This window comes from Paraburkholderia caffeinilytica, assembly GCF_046030355.1.
GTDB classification, from domain to species: domain Bacteria; phylum Pseudomonadota; class Gammaproteobacteria; order Burkholderiales; family Burkholderiaceae; genus Paraburkholderia; species Paraburkholderia caffeinilytica_B.
In genome coordinates, this window is the sequence record NZ_JAQQCQ010000002.1 from 50,559 (window position 1) to 70,412 (window position 19,854).

18 protein-coding genes are annotated in these 19,854 nt (G+C 61.5%); 6 read left to right on the forward strand and 12 right to left on the reverse strand.

Annotation, left to right across the window (positions count from 1 at the left end; translation table 11 throughout):
* Positions 1 to 805: 805 nt before the first annotated feature.
* The 6 genes from cobA to PQQ95_RS02645 all read right to left on the reverse strand — a co-directional run bounded on the left by cobA (position 806) and on the right by PQQ95_RS02645 (position 7,014).
* The gene (gene cobA / locus PQQ95_RS02620) at positions 806 to 1,558 is read right to left on the reverse strand and encodes a uroporphyrinogen-III C-methyltransferase (protein ID WP_408435310.1); all 753 of its coding nucleotides are present in this window, start codon (positions 1,556 to 1,558) and stop codon (positions 806 to 808) included.
* Positions 1,559 to 1,612: 54 nt separating this feature from the next.
* Entirely contained in the window at positions 1,613 to 2,929 is a 1,317-nt protein-coding gene (locus tag PQQ95_RS02625; RefSeq protein WP_408434653.1) for a sulfate adenylyltransferase subunit 1, read from the reverse strand.
* Between the two features lie 24 nt (positions 2,930 to 2,953).
* Positions 2,954 to 3,916: a sulfate adenylyltransferase subunit CysD gene (gene cysD / locus PQQ95_RS02630; protein WP_111934005.1), complete on the reverse strand. Its 963-nt coding sequence runs from the start codon at positions 3,914 to 3,916 to the stop codon at positions 2,954 to 2,956.
* Between the two features lie 113 nt (positions 3,917 to 4,029).
* Positions 4,030 to 4,776, reverse strand: a complete 747-nt coding sequence (locus PQQ95_RS02635) for a phosphoadenylyl-sulfate reductase (RefSeq protein WP_408434655.1) — start codon at positions 4,774 to 4,776, stop codon at positions 4,030 to 4,032.
* Positions 4,773 to 5,312 carry a DUF934 domain-containing protein gene (locus tag PQQ95_RS02640; protein ID WP_408434657.1) on the reverse strand — a complete coding sequence of 180 codons (540 nt, stop codon included), beginning with the start codon at positions 5,310 to 5,312 and terminating at the stop codon, positions 4,773 to 4,775. Before PQQ95_RS02640 ends, PQQ95_RS02635 begins: the two co-directional genes overlap by 4 nt.
* A gap of 22 nt (positions 5,313 to 5,334) precedes the next feature.
* The gene (locus tag PQQ95_RS02645) at positions 5,335 to 7,014 is read right to left on the reverse strand and encodes a nitrite/sulfite reductase (RefSeq protein WP_408434659.1); all 1,680 of its coding nucleotides are present in this window, start codon (positions 7,012 to 7,014) and stop codon (positions 5,335 to 5,337) included.
* A gap of 220 nt (positions 7,015 to 7,234) precedes the next feature.
* Between PQQ95_RS02645 and PQQ95_RS02650 the strand changes: the two genes are divergently transcribed.
* From PQQ95_RS02650 to PQQ95_RS02665, 4 genes are all read left to right on the forward strand, one after another.
* The gene (locus tag PQQ95_RS02650; RefSeq protein WP_007175965.1) at positions 7,235 to 8,176 is read left to right on the forward strand and encodes a CysB family HTH-type transcriptional regulator; all 942 of its coding nucleotides are present in this window, start codon (positions 7,235 to 7,237) and stop codon (positions 8,174 to 8,176) included.
* A 33-nt stretch (positions 8,177 to 8,209) separates the two neighbouring features.
* Positions 8,210 to 9,370, forward strand: a complete 1,161-nt coding sequence (locus PQQ95_RS02655; RefSeq protein WP_408434661.1) for an ABC transporter substrate-binding protein — start codon at positions 8,210 to 8,212, stop codon at positions 9,368 to 9,370.
* Positions 9,371 to 9,641: 271 nt separating this feature from the next.
* Complete coding sequence (locus tag PQQ95_RS02660; RefSeq protein ID WP_063495029.1) at positions 9,642 to 9,902, forward strand: hypothetical protein; 261 nt, start codon at positions 9,642 to 9,644, stop codon at positions 9,900 to 9,902.
* Positions 9,903 to 10,063: 161 nt separating this feature from the next.
* Positions 10,064 to 11,032 carry a molecular chaperone DnaJ gene (locus tag PQQ95_RS02665; RefSeq protein WP_408434663.1) on the forward strand — a complete coding sequence of 323 codons (969 nt, stop codon included), beginning with the start codon at positions 10,064 to 10,066 and terminating at the stop codon, positions 11,030 to 11,032.
* 49 nt (positions 11,033 to 11,081) lie between these two features.
* Here the strand turns inward: PQQ95_RS02665 and PQQ95_RS02670 are convergent, their stop codons facing one another.
* The 6 genes from PQQ95_RS02670 to PQQ95_RS02695 all read right to left on the reverse strand — a co-directional run bounded on the left by PQQ95_RS02670 (position 11,082) and on the right by PQQ95_RS02695 (position 18,046).
* Positions 11,082 to 12,233, reverse strand: a complete 1,152-nt coding sequence (locus PQQ95_RS02670) for a Gfo/Idh/MocA family protein (RefSeq protein WP_408434665.1) — start codon at positions 12,231 to 12,233, stop codon at positions 11,082 to 11,084.
* Positions 12,234 to 12,317: 84 nt separating this feature from the next.
* Positions 12,318 to 13,367, reverse strand: coding sequence for a sugar phosphate isomerase/epimerase family protein (locus tag PQQ95_RS02675; protein WP_408434667.1), 1,050 nt, complete (start codon positions 13,365 to 13,367; stop codon positions 12,318 to 12,320).
* 79 nt (positions 13,368 to 13,446) lie between these two features.
* Positions 13,447 to 14,409: a substrate-binding domain-containing protein gene (locus PQQ95_RS02680; RefSeq protein WP_408434669.1), complete on the reverse strand. Its 963-nt coding sequence runs from the start codon at positions 14,407 to 14,409 to the stop codon at positions 13,447 to 13,449.
* 108 nt (positions 14,410 to 14,517) lie between these two features.
* A complete protein-coding gene (locus PQQ95_RS02685; RefSeq protein WP_408434671.1) occupies positions 14,518 to 15,531 on the reverse strand; it encodes an ABC transporter permease in 1,014 nt (337 codons plus the stop codon).
* Positions 15,512 to 16,999 (reverse strand): sugar ABC transporter ATP-binding protein, encoded by a 1,488-nt coding sequence (locus tag PQQ95_RS02690; protein WP_408434673.1) that lies wholly within the window; start codon positions 16,997 to 16,999, stop codon positions 15,512 to 15,514. The genes PQQ95_RS02685 and PQQ95_RS02690 overlap by 20 nt, the downstream gene beginning before the upstream one ends.
* Before the next feature lie 3 nt (positions 17,000 to 17,002).
* Positions 17,003 to 18,046, reverse strand: a complete 1,044-nt coding sequence (locus PQQ95_RS02695; RefSeq protein ID WP_408435312.1) for a LacI family DNA-binding transcriptional regulator — start codon at positions 18,044 to 18,046, stop codon at positions 17,003 to 17,005.
* A 362-nt stretch (positions 18,047 to 18,408) separates the two neighbouring features.
* Between PQQ95_RS02695 and PQQ95_RS02700 the strand changes: the two genes are divergently transcribed.
* Positions 18,409 to 19,062, forward strand: a complete 654-nt coding sequence (locus PQQ95_RS02700; protein WP_408434675.1) for a protein-L-isoaspartate O-methyltransferase family protein — start codon at positions 18,409 to 18,411, stop codon at positions 19,060 to 19,062.
* Between the two features lie 59 nt (positions 19,063 to 19,121).
* Positions 19,122 to 19,445, forward strand: coding sequence for a rhodanese-like domain-containing protein (locus PQQ95_RS02705; RefSeq protein ID WP_115782076.1), 324 nt, complete (start codon positions 19,122 to 19,124; stop codon positions 19,443 to 19,445).
* The last annotated feature ends 409 nt before the right edge of the window (positions 19,446 to 19,854 follow it).

The following is a 19,854-nucleotide window of genomic DNA, read 5'->3' on the forward strand; positions in this document are numbered from 1 at the left end:
GCTTGTAGTTTGCGAAGTGGTGAGCGGGCTCAGTGATACGGTTGGCAGACTGGCACCACAGCAAACCAGCAGACCCGAAGATCTCCCTATCACGGCCCGCCCATAGCTAGAGGACGCGCTGAAACAGACGCACAACCTGCCGAGACAGGAGTACGTGCGTGGTATGCAGGCTGCCAAGCCCGGCCGTCGATAACTCGACGGCGAATTGAGTTTAAAACGTATCGTTCCGCGAGTGATCGCCTGCCCAGGCTAAAGAGCGGGGGAAGCCACCATTTCCGAAATTTCGCAAGCACGCGCCCGAACACAGGACTACAGCACCGAAGAAACTTCAGCAAAGAACCGGGGTATTTGATAGATAAAACCGCGACGTCACGCGAAGCGCGACGGAAAAAAACGCTTCCGGCGAGCACGAAGTGTGAGACGGGAAGAATGACTGCCTTGTCACTGAGGCGGAGAATGCGAGGGCACGGATTCCAGATGCACCACTACCGCGGCTGTGCGGGGGACCCGCTTATAAGCTGGCGGTGTGAGCCGCTTTCTTTGCTTATCTTTCTTTGCGGCGGCAAAGAAAGTAAGTGCCGCCCCGCACAGGGGCAACGCTAATAGACCAATAAGAACTCAAGGAAAGGCCAACGCCGCAGGCAGACCAGACCAACGAGCCGAGAGCGTACAAACAAAACCAGGAAAACAGCACGACCGCACAGCCAAAACCAGAAGCAAAGACCCAAAGCAACAGCAAAACCAGAAACCAGAAGGCAGAAGGCAGAAGGCAGAAGGCAGAAGGCAGAAAGCGAAAACCAAAACCTTAAGCCGCGACTAAAAACCCCTCAGCAGAACGCCCCCCCTGCTGCCGAGCAGCAAACGCCTCCCCGATCATCAAAAGACTAGGCTGCGAAGCATCAACCCACCGCTGCGCCTCGCCAGCAGCAAGCTCCTCAAGCGTCAGAGTCAGCATCCGCTCCCGCTCCGTACTACAAGCCTCAACAATCGCCACCGGCGTAGAAACACCCCGCCCCGCATCAATCAACTGCTGAGCAATCTCCACCCCACTATCCCGGCCCATATAAAACACAAGCGAATCCGCATTAACCTGCTCGCGAATCTCCTCAGACCCCGGCGCACGACTAAAAGTCGCCAACGCAACACTACGAGAAACGCCACGCAGCGTAAGCGACCGCTTCAACGAAGCCGCACTAGCCAGCGCAGCGGTAATCCCAGGCACAACCTCATACTCGATGCCCGCCGCTTCCAGCGCCCGCATCTCCTCATCGGCGCGCCCGAACAGCATCGGATCGCCGCCCTTCAGACGCACCACCACCTCATGCTCAAGCGCAGCATCGACGATCTGCTTGTTGATGAACTGCTGCGCCGTCGAAAGCTGCCCGCACCGCTTACCCACCGCAATCCGCCGCGCGTGAGCAGGCGCATAGTCGAGCATGGCCGGCTCGACAAGCGCGTCATGCAACACGACATCCGCCATGCCCAGCAACCGCGCGCCGCGTACCGTGATGAGATCCGCCGCACCCGGCCCCGCGCCGATCAGATAAACCTTACCCATTTGCATCAACCTGTTCGTTAAGGTGCCAACCGTGCGCGGCCACGCATTGTCCGCTTACGCCGAAAACGCCCGAATCATCCCAGCCGCAACCGTGTGATGCGTCGCTTCGTCGATCAGCACGAATGCACCGGTGCCCTGATGCGAGTCGTACACGTCGCACACCAGCGGCTTTTGCAACGTCAACGCCACGCGGCCGATGTCGTTCATCGCCAGTTCCTTGCGATCGGTCGCCTGCGACAGCGTATGCACATCGAGCACTTCCTTGATCGCACCGATCCGCGCGAACACCGTGTTGGTGGTCTGCTTCAACAAGTACTTGCGCTGCGTCGACAGCGGCGTGTCGTCGAACCAGCAGAGGTCGGCTTCCAGCTTCTTCGCCGGTTCCGGCGCCGCTTCGCGCAACACAAAGGTGTCGCCGCGCGATACGTCGACGTCTTCCGCCAGGCGGATCGTCACGGTTTGGCCGGCAAACGCGCGGTCTACCGCCGCCGTACCGCCCGTTACCGGCGCGATGATTTCGGCAACCGTCGCTTCGCGATTCGCCGGCAGTACCACGATCGTGTCGCCGACCTTCACCTCGCCCGCTTCGACACGGCCCATGTAGCCGCGGAAATCGTCAGCCTGGCTGCCGTCCTGACGCGCGACCCATTGCACCGGGAAACGCAGCGCCTGGCCCGTCGGAATGTCGACCGGCAACGCTTCGAGCAAATCGAGCAGCGGCTCGCCTGCGTACCACGGCATGCTTTCGCTGGCCGTCACAATGTTGTCGCCCTTCAGCGCCGACACCGGCACAAAGCGTACATCGTTCAGACCCAGTTGACGCGCGAGTTCGACATACGCATCGCGAATCTCGTTGAAGCGCGTTTCGCTGTAGTCAACGAGGTCCATTTTGTTGATCGCGACGATCGCATGCTGCAGACCGAGCAGCTTCACGAGCGCGCTATGACGCTTGGTTTGCGGCAACAGTTGCGCCACGCCGTCGACAAACGTCACACGCGTCGCGTCGACCAGAATGATCGCCGCATGCGCGGTCGATGCACCCGTCACCATGTTGCGTGTGTACTGTTCGTGACCCGGCGTATCGGCAATGATGAACTTGCGCTTCGCCGTTGCGAAATAACGGTACGCAACGTCAATCGTGATGCCCTGCTCGCGTTCGGCTTCGAGGCCGTCCGTCAGCAGCGACAAATCGATTTCGTCGCCAACGGTACGCTTATTCTTTGCGCGCGACAGTGCCGAGAGTTGATCGCTCAGTACCGCCTTGCTGTCGTACAGCAGGCGGCCGATCAACGTGCTCTTGCCGTCGTCGACGCTGCCCGCAGTGATAAAACGCAGCACGCCGAGGTCTTCTGGTTGGTGAATACCGCTCATGATTGTATTGCCCTCGTCGTGTGCTTAGAAATAACCTTGCTTCTTGCGCTGTTCCATCGCGGCTTCGGAAACCTGATCGTCCATCCGCGTCGCGCCGCGTTCCGTGATTTCGGTCACGGCCGTCTCGGCGATGATCTTCTCGAGATCATCCGCATCGCTTTCCACCGGGCATGTGCAGCTGATATCGCCCACGGTGCGGAAACGCACCAGCGCGGTCTCGCTGGTCTCACCTTCACGCATCGGCGTGAGCGGCGTAACCGGTACGAGCAGGCCGTTGCGGCGCACGATCTCGCGTTGATGCGCGTAATAGATCGACGGCAGTTCGAGCTGTTCACGGGCGATGTATTGCCACACGTCGAGTTCGGTCCAGTTCGAGATCGGGAACACGCGCAGGTGTTCGCCGTTGTGCAGACGCGCGTTGTAGAGGCTCCACAGTTCCGGGCGCTGTGCCTTCGGATCCCATTGGCCGAATTCGTCGCGGAACGAGAAGATCCGTTCTTTTGCACGGGCCTTTTCTTCGTCGCGGCGCGCGCCGCCGATCAGCGCGGTGTACCCATGTTCAGCGATCGTTTCGAGCAGCGTCACGGCTTGCGCGGCGTTGCGCGAATCCAGCTCGCGACGCAGACGCACCGTGCCGCGCTTGATCGAATCTTCGACGTGACCCACCACCAGTTCAGCGCCGATCTCTTTCGCGCGGCGATCGCGGAAGTCGATCACTTCGTCGTAGTTGTGGCCGGTGTCGATATGCACGAGCGGGAACGGCAGCACGGTCTTGCGATTCGCGCCAATGCCGAAGGCTTTCAGCGCGAGGTGCAGCACCACGACCGAATCCTTGCCGCCCGAAAACAGCAGCGCGGGCTTGCTGCATTCGGCGACCAGTTCGCGCAGGATGTGAATCGACTCGGCTTCGAGCCAATCGAGGTGATCCATCCGGTTCGCCGTGTTGGCGAGCGGTGCATTGACAGTGGAATCGAGCGTGGTGCTCATGTTTGGGTCCTTCGTTGATTCGCGTCGCAAGCGGTTGCTTGCCTCGCGGAAGTATTCAAATCGGTATGTGCGGCGCTCAGGTCGGAAACCAAGACCTGAACCGCCTGAATGCTTTATGCCGAAGCGTTTTCGCCGCTGCTGACAGGGATCGGCGTAATCGTCGTGATGTGCAGACCACATTCCTTCGTATCGCGCGACTCCCACCACCAGCGCCCTGCCCGGCTGTCTTCACCGGGACGGATCGCGCGGGTACACGGTTCGCAGCCGATGCTCGGGTAACCGCGGGCGTGCAGCGGATTGACCGGCACGTCCAACGCTTTCAGATAAGCCCACACTTCGGCTTCGGTCCAGTCTGTCAACGGATTGAACTTGGCGATATTGCGCGCGGCGTCGTGTTCTTCCTCGTGCAGTTCGGCACGCGTGACCGACTGCTCGCGGCGTTGGCCCGTCACCCATGCGCTGACATCCGACAGCGCGCGGTTCAACGGCTCGACCTTGCGGATTTCGCAGCAGCGCTTGCGCAGATCGACGCTTTCATAAAACGCGTTCAGACCATGCGAGCCGACATACTCTTCAACCGCGGCGGCTTGCGGGTGAAACTGCTCGATATCGTAACCGTAGCGCTCTTTCACGCGATCAAGCATGCCCAGCGTCTCTGCATGCAAGCGACCCGTGTTCAGCGAAAAAATGCCGATCTTGACGCCACGCGACAGAATCGCGTGTGTGAGCAGCATGTCTTCCGCCGCGAGGCTGCTGGCGAGCTTCACGTTCGCGTGACGCGCGGCGATCGAATCGAGCAGCGCGTTAAGGCGCTCGACTTTCGCAGCGAGCTCCGGCGTGAGCGATTGGACTTCGCTCATGCCGGGGCCTTGGCCAATTCGCCCGCTTCGCGGCGGCGGAACAGCGGCGACGAATTCACCGCGCCCTGATAGTTGAAGCTGAATTCGTCGAACGCTTTGAGCGCGTCGTCGAAATCCTTGTCTTCACGCAGTGCATACGCGTCGAAGCCGCAGCGGAACATGAACGCCAGTTGATCGCGCAGCACGTCGCCGATCGCGCGCAGTTCGCCTTTGTAGCCATAGCGCTCGCGCAACAGGCGGCCAATGCTGTAGCCGCGGCCGTCGCGGAACACCGGGAAGTCCACGCCGATCAGCGCGATCGCGTCGAAGTCGCCGACGATATCCGCCGGTTCGCTATCCGGCGCGAGCCACACGCCGATTTCAGCAGCGCCGCGCGAAGCGAGCAGTGCATCACGGGAAGCCTGCCACAGCGCGAGCGGCACCAGCACCTTGCCGGCCGGCAAAGCATCGACTGCGGGCAGCGTGCCGTCTTCAGCGGCGCGCACCACCGTCCAGTCATCGTTGACGATCGCGCGGTTCTTGATGATAGAAGCCATCTGTTCAGTATCCTTTTCGCGGTTACGCGTGAGCCGGTTGACGCGAGGCGTACACACGTTCCTTGAACGGGGCCATGCCAATGCGGTTGTACGTTTCGATGAAGCGCTCGCCTTCGTGGCGGTTTTCCACGAACGTATCGATCACCTTGCTCATCACGTCCGGCATTTCTTCCGCCGAGAACGACGGGCCGATCACGCGGCCGAGATGCGCGCCGGTGGCGCCCGTGCCCTGCTCGCCGCCGAGCGTCACCTGATACCACTCCGAGCCGTCCTTATCGACGCCCAGAATGCCGATGTTGCCAATGTGGTGATGGCCGCACGCATTGATACAACCCGAGATATTCAGCGACACATCGCCGAGGTCGTACACGTAGTCGAGATCGTTGAAACGCTCCTGAATCGCCAGCGCGATCGGAATCGACTTGGCATTCGCGAGCGAGCAGAAATCGCCGCCCGGGCACGCGATGATGTCGGTCAGCAAGCCGATGTTCGGCGTCGCGAAACCTTGCGCCTTGGCCTTTTCCCACAGCGCGAACAGGTCGCGCTTCTTCACGTTGGCGAGAATCAGGTTCTGTTCGTGCGACACGCGGATTTCGCCGAGCGAGTATTCATCGGCCCAATCGGCGACCGCTTCCATCTGCGCGTCCGTAGCGTCACCCGGAGCGATCGTGGTCGGCTTCAGCGACAGCGTGACCGACGCATAGCCCGATACTTTATGGGGACGCACATTACGCTCGACCCAGCGGGCAAACGCACGGTTTTCCAGCAGATGGTTCTCGAACGAAGCATCCGTATCCGGCAGCTTTTCATACACCGGCGGCTGGAAGTATTGCGACACGCGATCCACTTCCGCTTGCGTCAGCGTCGACGGACCGTCCTTCAGGTGTTGCCATTCTTCCTCGACCTGCGCCGAGAATTTCTCCGGGCTCAGCGCCTTCACGAGAATCTTGATGCGCGCCTTGTACATGTTGTCGCGGCGGCCGTAGCGGTTGTATACGCGCAGCACGGCTTCGCAGTACGTCAGCAGGTGTTGCCACGGCAGATCCTTGCGGATGATCGCGCCGATGATCGGCGTACGGCCCATGCCGCCGCCGGCCAGGATGTCGGCCACCAGCTCGCCCTGCTCGTTCTTCTTCAGATACACGCCCATGTCGTGAATCTGCACGGCAGCACGGTCTTCCTTCGAACCCGACACGGCAATCTTGAACTTACGCGGCAACCAGGCGAATTCCGGGTGGAACGTCGACCATTGGCGCAGAATTTCTGCCCACGGCCGCGGATCGACCACTTCGTCCGGCGCCACGCCGGCGAACTGGTCAGCCGTGATGTTACGGATGCAGTTGCCCGAGGTCTGAATGCCGTGCATCTGCACAGCCGCGAGCTTGCGCAGGATTTCCGGCGTTTCTTCGAGCTTGATCCAGTTGTACTGGATGTTCGAGCGCGTCGAAAAGTGACCGTAGCCGCGGTCGTGCTCGCGCGCGATCTGGGCCAGCACGCGCATCTGATCGCTGCGCAGGTTGCCGTACGGAATCGCGATGCGGTGCATGTACGCGTGACGCTGCATGTACAAACCGTTCTGCAGGCGCAGCGGACGGAACTCCTCTTCGCTCAATTCGCCGGACAAGCGGCGGCGAACCTGATCGGCGTATTGCGCGACCCGTTCATCGACGATGGTCTGGTCGTACTGATCGTATTGGTACATTCGGGGACCCCAATTTTTTTGCGTGACACACGGCGGTCCGGTTCCGCCGCGCCCTGGATATCTCTATTTGTCAGTCCAGCCGAGTCAGGGTTTAGACCCATCTCTCATTTGCTTATGACAAATACAGATATCCATATTGAAAAAGATGGACAGATCGTAATAAACTCGCCTTATATTTCAAACGACTAAAAAATTCTTTTGATATGCGGAGAGGTTATATATGAACCTGCACCAATTCCGCTTCGTCCGCGAGGCTGTGCGGCAGAATTTCAATCTGACCGAAGCGGCCAAGGCGCTGTTTACAAGCCAGCCGGGCGTCTCCAAGGCGATCATCGAGCTGGAAGACGAGCTGGGCGTCGAAATCTTCACGCGCCACGGCAAGCGCGTGCGCTCCCTGACCGAGCCGGGCCGCATCATTCTTCAATCGGTTGAGAAGATTCTGCAGGAGGTTGAGAGCCTCAAGCGGGTCGGTAAAGATTACGCAGCGCAGGATCAGGGCAATCTGGTGATCGCCGCCACCCACACCCAGGCGCGCTACTCACTTCCGGCCGCGATCGCCGAATTCAAGAAGCGCTTCCCGAAAGTTCACCTTTCAATTCTGCAAGGCAGCCCGACCCAGGTGGCCGAAATGGTGATCCACGACCAGGCCGACCTGTGCATCGCCACCGAAGCGATCGCTAACTACAAGGAGCTGGTCTCGCTGCCGTGCTTCCAGTGGCACCATGTTGCCGTGATGCAGCCGGATCATCCGTTGCTCGACCGCAAACTTTTGTCGCTGGATGATCTGACCCAATATCCGCTGATTACGTACGACAACGCGTTCGCCGGCCGCACCAAGATCAACGAGGCGTTCCGCCTGCGCGGCTTGCATCCGGACATCGTGCTGGAGGCAATCGACGCCGACGTGATCAAGACCTATGTCGAACTGGGTCTGGGCGTCGGCATCATGGCGGATATCGCGTTCAATGCCGAGCGCGACCGCCATCTGCGCGCCATGCCGGTCGGCCACCTGTTCGGCAGCAACGTGACGCGCGTTGCGCTGAAACAGGGCGCCTATCTGCGCAGCTATGTGTATACGCTCGTCGAACTCCTGTCGCCGAGCATGAACCGCAAGCTGATCGAACAGGCGCTCAAAGGCGAACACGAAACCTACGAACTTTGAACTGACCACGCTTCCCGCTACGGAGACCCTTCGATGATGTCGTATAAGAAAAAAATCAGCGGCCTCGCCGCTCTCGGCGCGCTCTTGCTCGCTACCGCAGCACAGGCCGACATCAAGGTCGGCATCGACCTGTCGAGCACCGGCCCCGCCGCCGTGATCGGCATTACGAGCAAGAACGCGATGCTGATGTGGCCGGCCACGATCGCCGGCCAGAAAGCCGACTACATCTTCCTCGACGACGCATCCGATCCGGGCAATGCGGTGCGCAACATCCGCAAGCTGATCAATGAGGACCACGTCGACGTGATCGTCGGCCCGAATATTACGCCGGCCGCGATGGCCGCGCTCGATCCGGTCGCGGAAAGCCAGACGCCGATGATCACGCTGATCGGCTCGGCGAGCGTGGTCGAGCCGCAGGAAGGCAAGAAGGTATGGGCCTACAAGATGGCGCAAACCGACAGCGCGATGGCCGACGTCATGACGCGCTACATGTCGAACCACAACGTGAAGACGGTGGGCTTCATCGGTTTCGCGGACGGTTACGGCGAAAGCTGGCTCAACGAGTTCAGCAAGTTCGCGGCCTTGCGGCATATTCAGTTGGTGGCCACCGAGCGCTATAACCGCACGGACGCCAGCGTCACCGGCCAGATCCTCAAGCTGATGGCAGCCAAACCGGATGCGATCCTGATCGCCGGAGCCGGCACGCCGACCGTGCTGCCGCAGCGCACGCTGATCGAACGCGGCTACAAAGGCCCGATCTATCAGACGCACGGCATCGCCACGCCCGAGTTCATCAAACTGGGCGGCAAGGACGTGGAAGGCACGCTGTTCCCAACGCAGCCGGTCGTGGTGGCGCGCACGCTGCCGGCCGACCATCCGGCAAAGAAGGCGGCGCTCGCGTTCACCAACGAATACGAAGCGAAGTACGGCCCGGGCAGCGTGACCCAATTTGCGGGCGATGCAGCGGGCGTGTACCCGCGTTTGCAGGATGCGGTCGCGCGTGCGTTGAAGACGGCGCAGCCGGGCACGCCGGCGTTCCGAACCGCATTGCGCGACGAACTGGAGCACGCGCATGAACTGGTTGTGCCGAATGGGGTGGTCAATACCAGCCCGAAGGACCATGTCGGGTTGGATCAACGCGCCAGTGTGATGGGCGTCATCAAGAATGGGAAGTTCGTCTACTTGAGTCAGTAAGCAGCATGCTCGTGCCGGGTGTCGTTCCGTTCGAGCGGGCCGCATGGCGAGCCGATCGTCTGAGTTGGCCGCTGCCGGGTCAATGATCATGCTCGCCGCCCGGACCCACGTTCGGGCAGGCCACGGCATGGCCTGCTCGTGTACGAATTTTATGAATGCACCATAAAATCGTACAGATTTTCAGCTCATCACCCGGGCCCCCTGCCCTTACCAGGTTGCGCCGCGGATTGCTGTTAAAGTGCACCCTTCAATTTGCCGCCCCTCCCAAAACATGCGCACCACCCGAGCCATCCACGCCGTCGAACGGCTGAAAACCCGCAGCGGCAATCCGCAGTTCGCCGCGATCAGCCTGTCCGGCGGGTTGTTTTATCTCGTCGACAAATCGAGCGGCACGGACAAGAAAGTCTCCGATCCGCTGACGCTCGACGATTTCGTCAAATTCGTCGACGGTTTCGGACCGCCGAAACCGCGCAAGGCGAGCAAACTCGATATTGCGTTCGAAGAGCAGATCAGGAAGAGTAAAGGCAGCTAGGCAGCGCCGCATCCCATTTGACGACCGCAGATATCCGCTCCATGACCAGGACAAGCGCCAGATCCGTCAGCATCGCGCCGGACCACAATCAACCCACCCTGTCGAAGGGCCAGAAAGCGTTCAACACGCTGATCAAACAGATCGAAAAGCGGCGCGCCAGTTTGAGCGCGTGGGAAGAGTTCGCGCCGGCTTTCCAGCAAACGTACGTTAATGAACTGCTGCCGCTGACGCAGAAGATGCAACATTTGCGTGCGCGGATGGCGCACCTTCTCGACGAGCAGAGCAACCAGAAACGTATCACCCAAAGTGAACGGCGCGCCCTTTCAGCGGTCATTGTCGATCTGGCGGCGAGGTGCCTCAGGGAAGAAGATAACGACGAGTTGAAAGCGTTATACAACCGGCACAGCGGGTCCGACTACGACGACGAAAGAGCGTCCGAGTTAGACGAAATGAAATCTATGCTGGAGACGGTATTGGGCGTCGAACTGGACGACATCGATATGAACTCGCCCGATGAAGTTCTGGATCGCCTGCAGGCGCATATCGAACAGGACGATGCGGCGCAAGCGGCGCAACATCAGGCGCGTCAGGCGCAACGCCCCCCGAAAAAGAAGACGGCGAAACAGATGGCGGCCGAAACGCGCCGCGAGGAAGAAGAAGCGCAACTGAGCCGCTCGATTCGCGAGGTGTATCGCAAGCTGGCCAGCGCGCTGCATCCCGACCGCGAAAGCGATCCTGAGGAACGCAAACGGAAGACCGCGCTGATGCAACGTGTCAACGAGGCCTACAGCAAGAACAACCTGCTGCGCTTGCTCGAATTGCAATTGGAACTGGAACACATCGATCAGAACGCGCTCGACAATCTGAGCGAAGACCGGCTCAAGCATTACAACAAGATATTAAAAGAGCAGGTAGGCGAACTCGACGACGAAATTATGTTTGTCGAAATGGGATTCAAGCAACGCTACGGGCTCGACCCGATGGCCCCCATCACGCCGAAGAAGGCAATGCACGCGCTGACAGAAGACGTTTTTATGCTTCAGGAACAAATCGCGTCGCTCGAATACGATCTGGTGGAGTTCCAGGACCTCGGCACGCTCAAGGCCTGGTTGAAAATCAGGCGGCGATGAAATTGAATGGCGCCCCCCGCTGCCGGGCGGGCGCGTCACGTGTCCACGATCAACCGGGGCTTATCTCGCGCCACTGACCATCCGCCGCGCTGCTTGCCAATACTGCATCTATAAAACGCAAACCGGCCACGCCGTCCTCCACCGTTGTAAGCAGCAGACTCTCAGCAGGCAACGGCTGCCCCGCATCCAACGCTTCGATCTGCAACGCCGCATCTTTGTACAACTGCGCGAACGCTTCCAGATAACCTTCAGGATGCCCCGACGGCACGCGCGTCGCATGCGCCGCGATCGCGCTTTTCACACGCCCGCGCGTCAGGCGCTCGGCCAAACCGGCCAGCGGCGTGAACCACAATTCGTTCGGATTCTCCTGGTCGAAACTCAAACTCGCTTTCGTCCCGTACACCCGCAGACGCAGCGCATTCTCCGCGCCGCTCGCCACCTGACTCGCCCACAGCATGCCGCGCGCACCGTTCGGATAGCGCAGCATCGCCTGCACGTGGTCGTCGATGCGACGTCCCGGCACGAAAGTATGCAACTCCGCCGATAGCGACGACGGCGTCATCCCCGTGATGAAGGCGGCGACGTGGTACGCATGCGTGCCGATATCGCCGAGGCAGCCGGCAGGACCCGCCAGCGACGGATCCGTGCGCCAGCCTGCCTGCTTGTTCGTGCCGCTCGTTTCGATCGATTCAGCCAACCAGTCCTGCGCGTATTCGACTTGCACGACGCGTATGTCGCCGAGTTCACCTTTCTCGACGAGTTCGCGCGCATGGCGCACCAGCGGATAACCGGAATACGTATGCGTCAACGCAAAAAGCTTGTTCTTCTCGCGAGCGAGCTTCGCAAGCGCCTCGCCTTCCGCCAGCGAAATTGCTAGCGGCTTGTCGCACACCACATGGATGCCCGCTTCGAGAAAAGCCGTCGCCACCGGCGCATGCAGATGATTCGGCGTGACGATCGCGACGGCGTCGATGCCGTCGTCGCGAGCGGCCTCGGCGTGCGCCATCTCGCGCCAGCCCGCATAGCTGCGCGCGATACCGGCTTCAGCGGCGCTCGCCTGCGCGCGCTGCGGATCGGACGACAACGCGCCCGCTACCAGTTCGAACCGATCGTCGAGCCGCGCCGCGATCCGATGCACCGCACCGATAAACGCGCCCTGCCCGCCGCCGACCATGCCGAGCCTGAGTCTTCTTTGTACCATTGCGTTTGCTCCGTTGCGATCTGCTTCACCTGCTTCAACCCGCTTGACGGTCAGCTCGCCTCCAAACCCACCCATAGATCGCAGTCAAATGCCCAGCACGCGTTTTAGCTGCGCCGCATCCACACCGCTGCCCGCAAAATCATCGAACGCATGATCGGCCACGCGGATGATGTGGCGGCGAATGAACTCCGCGCCTTCGCGCGCGCCGTCCTGAGGATGCTTCAGCGCGCACTCCCATTCCAGCACGGCCCAGCCGGGAAAATCGTACTGCGCCATCTTTGAGAAGATCGCGCCGAAATCGATTTGCCCGTCGCCAAGCGATCTGAACCGCCCCGCGCGTTCGACCCAGCCGCTATAACCGCCATACACGCCTTGCCTGCCGTTTGGACGAAACTCCGCATCCTTCACATGGAACGCCTTGATGCGCTCGTGATAGAGGTCGATAAAAGCGAGGTAGTCGAGTTGTTGCAGGACGAAGTGGCTCGGGTCGTAGAGAATGTTCGCGCGCGGGTGTTGCTTCACTGCGTCCAGAAAGCGCTCGAAGGTCACGCCGTCATGCAGGTCCTCGCCCGGATGCAATTCGTAGCACACGTCGACACCGGCTTCGTCGAACGCATCGAGAATCGGTGTCCAGCGGCGCGCGAGTTCGTCGAAGGCGGCTTCTATCAAACCCGCGGGACGCTGTGGCCATGGGTACAGATACGGCCACGCCAAAGCGCCGGAAAACGACACGTGCGTGTCGAGACCCAGGCGCTGCGAAGCCTTCGCCGCGAGCTTCATTTGCTCTGTCGCCCATTGCGTGCGCGCAACGGGATCGCCGCGCACATGCTGCGCGGCAAAGCCGTCGAACAATACGTCATAGGCCGGATGCACGGCCACCAGTTGCCCTTGCAGATGCGTCGACAGTTCGGTGATCGCCACGCCCGCATCGTCCGCGATCTCGCGCAGTTCATCGCAATACGCCTGACTCGCCGCAGCCTGCTCAAGATCGATCAGGCGCGGATCGCACGGCACCTGGACCCCCTTGAAGCCGAGGCTCGCGGCCCAACCGGCCAGATGCGCGAAGTTGTCGAACGGCACCTCGTCGCCCATGAATTGAGCGAGAAAAATCGCCGGCCCTTTGATGGTTTTCATCGTACGGTTCCTCGAACTATGGCGCGCCTGCCATGCCTCATCAACAGAAGCACGGCAAGCGCGCGCCGGATGCCCAGGATCAGAACGGCGAGTCAGGGAAATAGAACTGCTGCGCGTTTTCCTTCGTGATCAGCACCGACGGAATGATCGTGGTTGGCGGCAGTTTGTCGCCCTTCAGACGCGCTTCGGCGGTGAGCTTGATCGCGTCGTAGATGAATTTCGGCGAATACGATACGTCCGCCTTGATCATCGGTGCGCCGTCCATCACGTTCTTCACCATGCCCTTCGAGCCCGCGCCGCCGAAGACGATCTTGATGTCGCTACGCTTGGCCTGCTCGATCGCCTTGATGACGCCGACGGCCATGTCGTCGTCCGCCGCCCAGACCGCGTCGATGTGCTTGAAGCGCGTGAGATAGTCCTGCATCACCTTGAAGGCGTCGTCGCGATTCCAGTTCGCGTACTTCGCATCGAGGATCTTGATGTTCGGATACGCCTTCAGCACGCCAGTAAACGCGGTCCAGCGCTCGTTGTCGAGCGTCGTGGGAATGCCTCGCAGCGCGACGATGTCGCCTTTGCCGTCGAGCGCTTTCGCCAGATATTCGGCGGGAATCTTGCCGAACGCGGTGTTGTCACCCGCAACGTAGGCATCCTGCGCGCTGGTGTCGGTCAAGCCGCGATCGACCACCGTCACGTACACGCCCTTCTTCTTCACCTGCGCAACCGGCTGCGTGAGCGAGGCCGATTCGAACGGGAAAATCACCAGCGTATTGATCTTGTTCACCGTCACGAGATCCTGCAACTGGTTCGCCTGTTCGGGCGCGCCGGCCGCGGTCTTCACGATCACCTTGAGATCAGGATGCGCTTTCTCAAGGTCGGTTTTCGCCTTGTTCGCCCACCAGACGATGCCGCCCGTAAAGCCGTGGTCGGCTGTCGGAATCGCGACGCCCAGCGTGACCTTCTCATCGGCACGCGCAACGCCTGCCGTGCCCAGTATTCCCAACGCCAGCATGCCGGCGCCGACCGCTCGAATGACCTGCTTCATGGTTGTGTCTCCTATGTCGATTCATGCCACATAGCTGCGTTATGAGGCGTTCATGCGCCCCGATTCTCGAACTTGCCGTTGTATTCCTTGAAGCTCAACGCCCACTACCTACCGCCGTCCGCGCTGCACAAACGCGACGAAGATAATCACGACGCCCTGCACCGCCGCGTTCAGGTACACGCTGATGATGCTGGTCAGATTCAGAATATTGGCGATCACCGAAAGCAGAATCGCGCCGATCACCGTGCCGACCACGCGCCCTTCGCCGCCCTTCAGCGCCGTGCCGCCGACCACCACCGACGCAATCGCCTCGAGCTCCCACAGCAAGCCCGTGGTTGGCGTAGCGGATCCGAGCCGCGGCACATACAGCACCGTCGCCACGCCGACGCAGATACCGAGCAACACGTACGTAATGATCTTCACCGTGTCGACGCGAATCGCCGCATAGCGCGCGACCTGTTCGTTGGAACCGATCGCCTGCACGTGGCGGCCGAACGCGGTGCGATTGAGGATCAACGCACCACCCGCCGCAACGACCAGAAACACCCAGATCGGGACAGGCACGCCGAAAAGGCTCGCGTAGTAAACGGGCCCGTACAGGTCCGACAATCCGTTATCCAACGTCAGCGCGCCGCCATCCGCGAGCCACGTCAGCACTGCGCGAAAAATCCCCAACGTACCCAGCGTGACGATGAACGGCTCGATCCGTCCTTTGGTAATCAGCAATCCGTGCGCGCAGCCGAACAAACCGCCGAGCACCAGCGCGAACACAATGCCGAGTGTCAGAATCAGCAAAGGCGCGAGCGTGTGACCGCCGATACCGGCAGCCAGTCCGTTCATCAGCCAGATCATGCTGCCCGCGATCAGCGCGGCCATCGATCCGACGGACAGATCGATGCCGCCCGAGATGATCACGAAGGTCATGCCGACCGCGATAATGCCGATGAACGAAGTGCGCGTGAGCACGTTCATCAGGTTGTCGAGCGTCGCGAAATCGCGGTTGAGCAGCGTGCCGACGATGCACAGCAGGATCAGCCCAACGAGCGGCCCGAGCGCATACAGACGATGCGCGAAGCGCAACGCGCGGCCGGATTGAACAGCTTCAGTGGGTGCCGGTCGCATGGGCGATCAACTCCTCTTCGGTCAGATGCTCGAGCGTGAGCGTGGTTTGCAGACGTCCCGCGCGCATCACGGCGACGCGGTGGCATAAACCGATCAGCTCGATCAGTTCGGATGAAATGACGATCACCGCGCGACCTTGCGCGGCGAGACGATGGATCAGGAAATAGATATCGCGTTTCGCGCCGACATCGACGCCGCGAGTCGGCTCGTCGAGCACGATCACGTTCGGATTGGGCTGCAGGAACTTGGCGAGCGCGAGCTTCTGCTGATTGCCGCCGGAGAGCATGCGCGCGCGGCTCGACAGATCGCCCGTGCGAATGCCGAAGTCGTGCACGGCCTGGGTCAACGCCGCGCGCCCCGCTTTCATGTCGAGTAACGGATGCGCGTAGCGTTCGAGCGTCATCAGCGTGACGTTGTCCTGCAGGCTCAGATTCACATGCAGGCCTTTGCCTTTGCGGTCTTCGCTCAGATACGTGAGGCCGTGGCGCATGGCGTCGCGCGGGCTCTTCAGATCCGCGCGGCGGCCGGCGATCTCGATGCGGCCCGCCGTGCGTTTGCGCAGGCCGATGAGCGCTTCGAAGGCTTCGGTACGGCCCGCGCCGACGAGGCCCGCGAAACCGAGCACTTCGCCGGCACGCACGTCGAAGCTCAGGTCTTCGACCCAATTCGGGACGTCGAGGCCGTCTACTTTCAACGCGATCGGCGCATCGGCAGGCACGGTGATCTTGTCGGGGAACATATCGGACACGTCGCGCCCGACCATCAGATTCGCCATCTGCTGCCGCGCGAGCGCCGCCGTTTCGCTGCGCGCGACGAAGCGGCCGTCACGCATCACGATGACTTCGTCGGTGATGCGCTCGACTTCGTCCAGCTTGTGCGAGATGTAGACGATGGTCACGCCCTCGGCTTTCAGCTTCGCCATCAACGCGAAAAGGCGTTCGGTTTCGGCCGGCGTGAGCGTGGCGGTCGGTTCGTCCATGATGAGCAAACGCGCGCGGCGCGATAGCGCCTTGGCGATCTCCACCATCTGCTTTTCCGCGACGATCAGCTCGCGCACCTTCGTATCCGGCGCTTTCTCCAACCCCACCTGCTCGAGAAAACGCGCGGCCTCGGTGCGCATTGCCGCGTCGTCGACAAACCAGCCGCGTTTTTTTTCATGACCGAGATACATGTTCTGCGCGATCGTCAGATGCTCAGCGAGATTGAACTCCTGGTGAATCAACACGATGCCCGCCGCTTCCGCGTCGCGCGACCCGATGAACTGCTGCGCGTGGCCGTCGACCAGCAAGGTGCCCGAAGTCGCCGTCTCGTAGCCGGCGAGGATTTTCATCAGCGTCGATTTGCCCGCGCCGTTTTCGCCGAGCAAACCATAGATGCGTCCCGGCGCCAGTTCGAAGCTCACCCCGTGCAGCACGCGCACCGGCCCGAAGTCTTTGCGGATATCGTCGAAACGAACGGCGAGGCTCATGACTTACGCGCTCCTGCGAATCACGAGCCGATGCGGCAACAGCACGCCCGGCACGTTCGCCAGGGGATTGGCGAGCCGTTGCAGCAGGAGGCGTGCGGCGGTTTCGCCGAGTTCGCGCATCGGCTGGGCGATGGTGGTGAGCGGCGGATCGATTTGCGCCGCGAGCGAAATATCGTCGAAGCCGACCACCGCGACATCGTCCGGCACGCGTTTGCCGATGCTGCGCAAGCCGTGGATCACGCCGATCGCCAGCGTGTCGGAGACGGCGAAGATCGCGCTCGGCGCCGCGTTGGATGCATGCGGCTGCTGCATCAGCAAGGCCGCTGCCGATGCGCCCGCCTCGTAGTCGAGACTGTTCAGGTTCATGCGCCAATGCTCGTCCGGCGTGATGCCCGCTTCGGTCAGCGCGTCCAGATAGCCTTGCTGACGCTGCCGCGCGTACAGATAGTCGACGTCCGAATTGATCAGCCCGATGCGCCGGTGACCACGCGCGAGCAGATGCCGCACCGCGTCGCCCGCGGCCTGATAGTTGTCGATGCCGACGTACGGCACGCCCATCTCCGGATCGAACTCGCAGCACGCGACCCAGGGCAGCGCGCTGGATGCCTCGCCGAGCGCCTGCTGGATGGTCGCCGGATCGAGGCAGATCGCGCCATCCGCGCGGCGGCGGCGCAGCAGATCGAAGTAGCTACGCTCGCGGCCCGGATCGGCGCCCGTGTCGCAGAGCAGCATGAAATAACCGTGCTGACGCGCAACGCTGTCAATGCCGCGCACGATCTCCGCGTAAAAGGGGTTGCCGACGTCGGGCACCATGGTCAGCAGCAGGCGGCTTTCGGCAGTGCGCAGGTTGCGCGCGAGTTCGTTGACGCGGTAGCCGCTGGCGTCGACCGCCGCCAATACCTTGTCGCGCGTGGCGGGCCGCACGTTCTCGTGGCCGTTCAGCACGCGCGACACCGTCGCCACCGAGACCCCTGCCTGCTCCGCCACCTGGGCAATCGAAAGGCCCTCGGTCTGGTGCGGCGGCCGAGCATCAGGCTGCGAACGCACGGGCGACGACGTCACAGGCGCCGTTTTGGACACCGACTTGGACAAGTGAATTTGCCTCAAAAATGTAATCGATTACATTTTTGAGCGATCAAGGCCGGAAGCGCAAGGACGGATCGCTAGGGATTAACACGGGGGCAAGCAGGCACGCGGAGAGCTGGCTCAGGATGCGGCCCGGCGTTGCGCTGCCCGCGACGGCATGAGTTCGCGCCGCCATTTGGTACAATCCCGCAGTTACCCTGCCGTGGCCCGCTTACCGGGCTGTACTACCGGACCGCCCCCGGGCCGCACCCCGGTCGTACCCTGAGGCCACCGGTCAGCGGCAAAGAATCGCAAACTCGCCAAACCACACTGCCGAATCCACCATGAACATCGAGCAAGCGCGTTTCAACATGATCGAACAGCAGATCCGCCCCTGGGAAGTGCTCGACCAGGACGTGCTGAATCTGCTCTCGATCGTCAAGCGTGAAAACTTCGTCCCCACCGTCTACCGCGATCTGGCCTTCGTCGACTTCGAAGTGCCGCTGCCGGCCGGCCAGCACATGCTGGCGCCGCGCGTCGAAGCCCGCGTGCTGCAGGAGCTGGCGGTGAAGAAACACGAAAGCGTGCTCGAAATCGGCGCCGGCTCGGGTTATATGGCCGCCCTGCTCGCGCATCGCGCGCAGCACGTGCTGACGGTCGACATCGAACCGGAACTGGCTGAACTGGCAAAGAGCAATCTCATCGCCAACGGCGTGCTGAACGCCGAAGTCGTCACCGGCGACGCCTCGCGCGGCTGGGCCAGCGCCGCACCGTACGACGTGATCTGCGTATCGGGCGGCCTGCCGGTGCTCCCGCAGGAAATCCTCGAACATCTGAAGATCGGCGGCCGTCTGGCCGCATTCGTCGGTACCGCGCCGGTCATGAAGGCGCAGATCATCACGCGTATCGACGAGAAGCAGTACCGCATTGCCGACGTGTTCGAAACCTATGTCGAACCGCTGATCAATGCCGTGCAGCCGCCGCGCTTCAAGTTTTAATTCGCACGTTTTTCTGGACGGCCGGCACGCCGCCGTCCTCTGAACCGGATGTCCCGCTGATGCAAAATCTGACCGCTCCCGCGCTCGCCGAATGGCTTGCCGATCAATCGCGCCCCGCGCCCGTGCTGCTCGACGTGCGCGAACCGTGGGAAATCCAGACGGCGTCGATCGCCGGCGCCGTGTCGATTCCGATGCGTGAGATTCCCGCGCGCAGCGAAGAACTCGACGACGACGCGCAAATCGTCTGCGTGTGCCATCACGGCGCGCGCAGCGCCCAGGTCGCGATGTTCCTCGAATCGCGCGGCCACACCAACGTCTTCAATCTGCAAGGCGGGATCGACGCGTGGTCGCGTCAGGTCGACCCCACCGTTCCCACCTACTGATCGCACGGGTTGCGCTGATCCGTTAGCGGGTGCCGGTCCTCGCACCCGCTCTGGCGCTTCATCATGCGGTTCGCAATGTCCTTGCCGTCAGCTCTGCTGCCGCGCTCGCGGCGCTGAGCCTGCTTCCCGCGCAGGCTCAGCGCCTCTCTCTTTTTGCTCTACAACGAAGTGCTCTCGAACGACGCGCAGTTGCAAAGCGCGCGGCGCTCGCCCGCACGACTATGCCGAACGCTGTTGCGCCTCAGTAACGCCCCGACCCGCTCTCTCCTTTTCCGTACAACCCGACCGCGTTTGATCGTCTGCTCCTGTCGTCAGCCGCCTGACGCGACGTCGAGTTTCACCCTGCAACTTAAGAATATCTAAGAGAAGGCTGACGCTCCGCTTTCGTCGAGACGCTTCTCACAGTCGC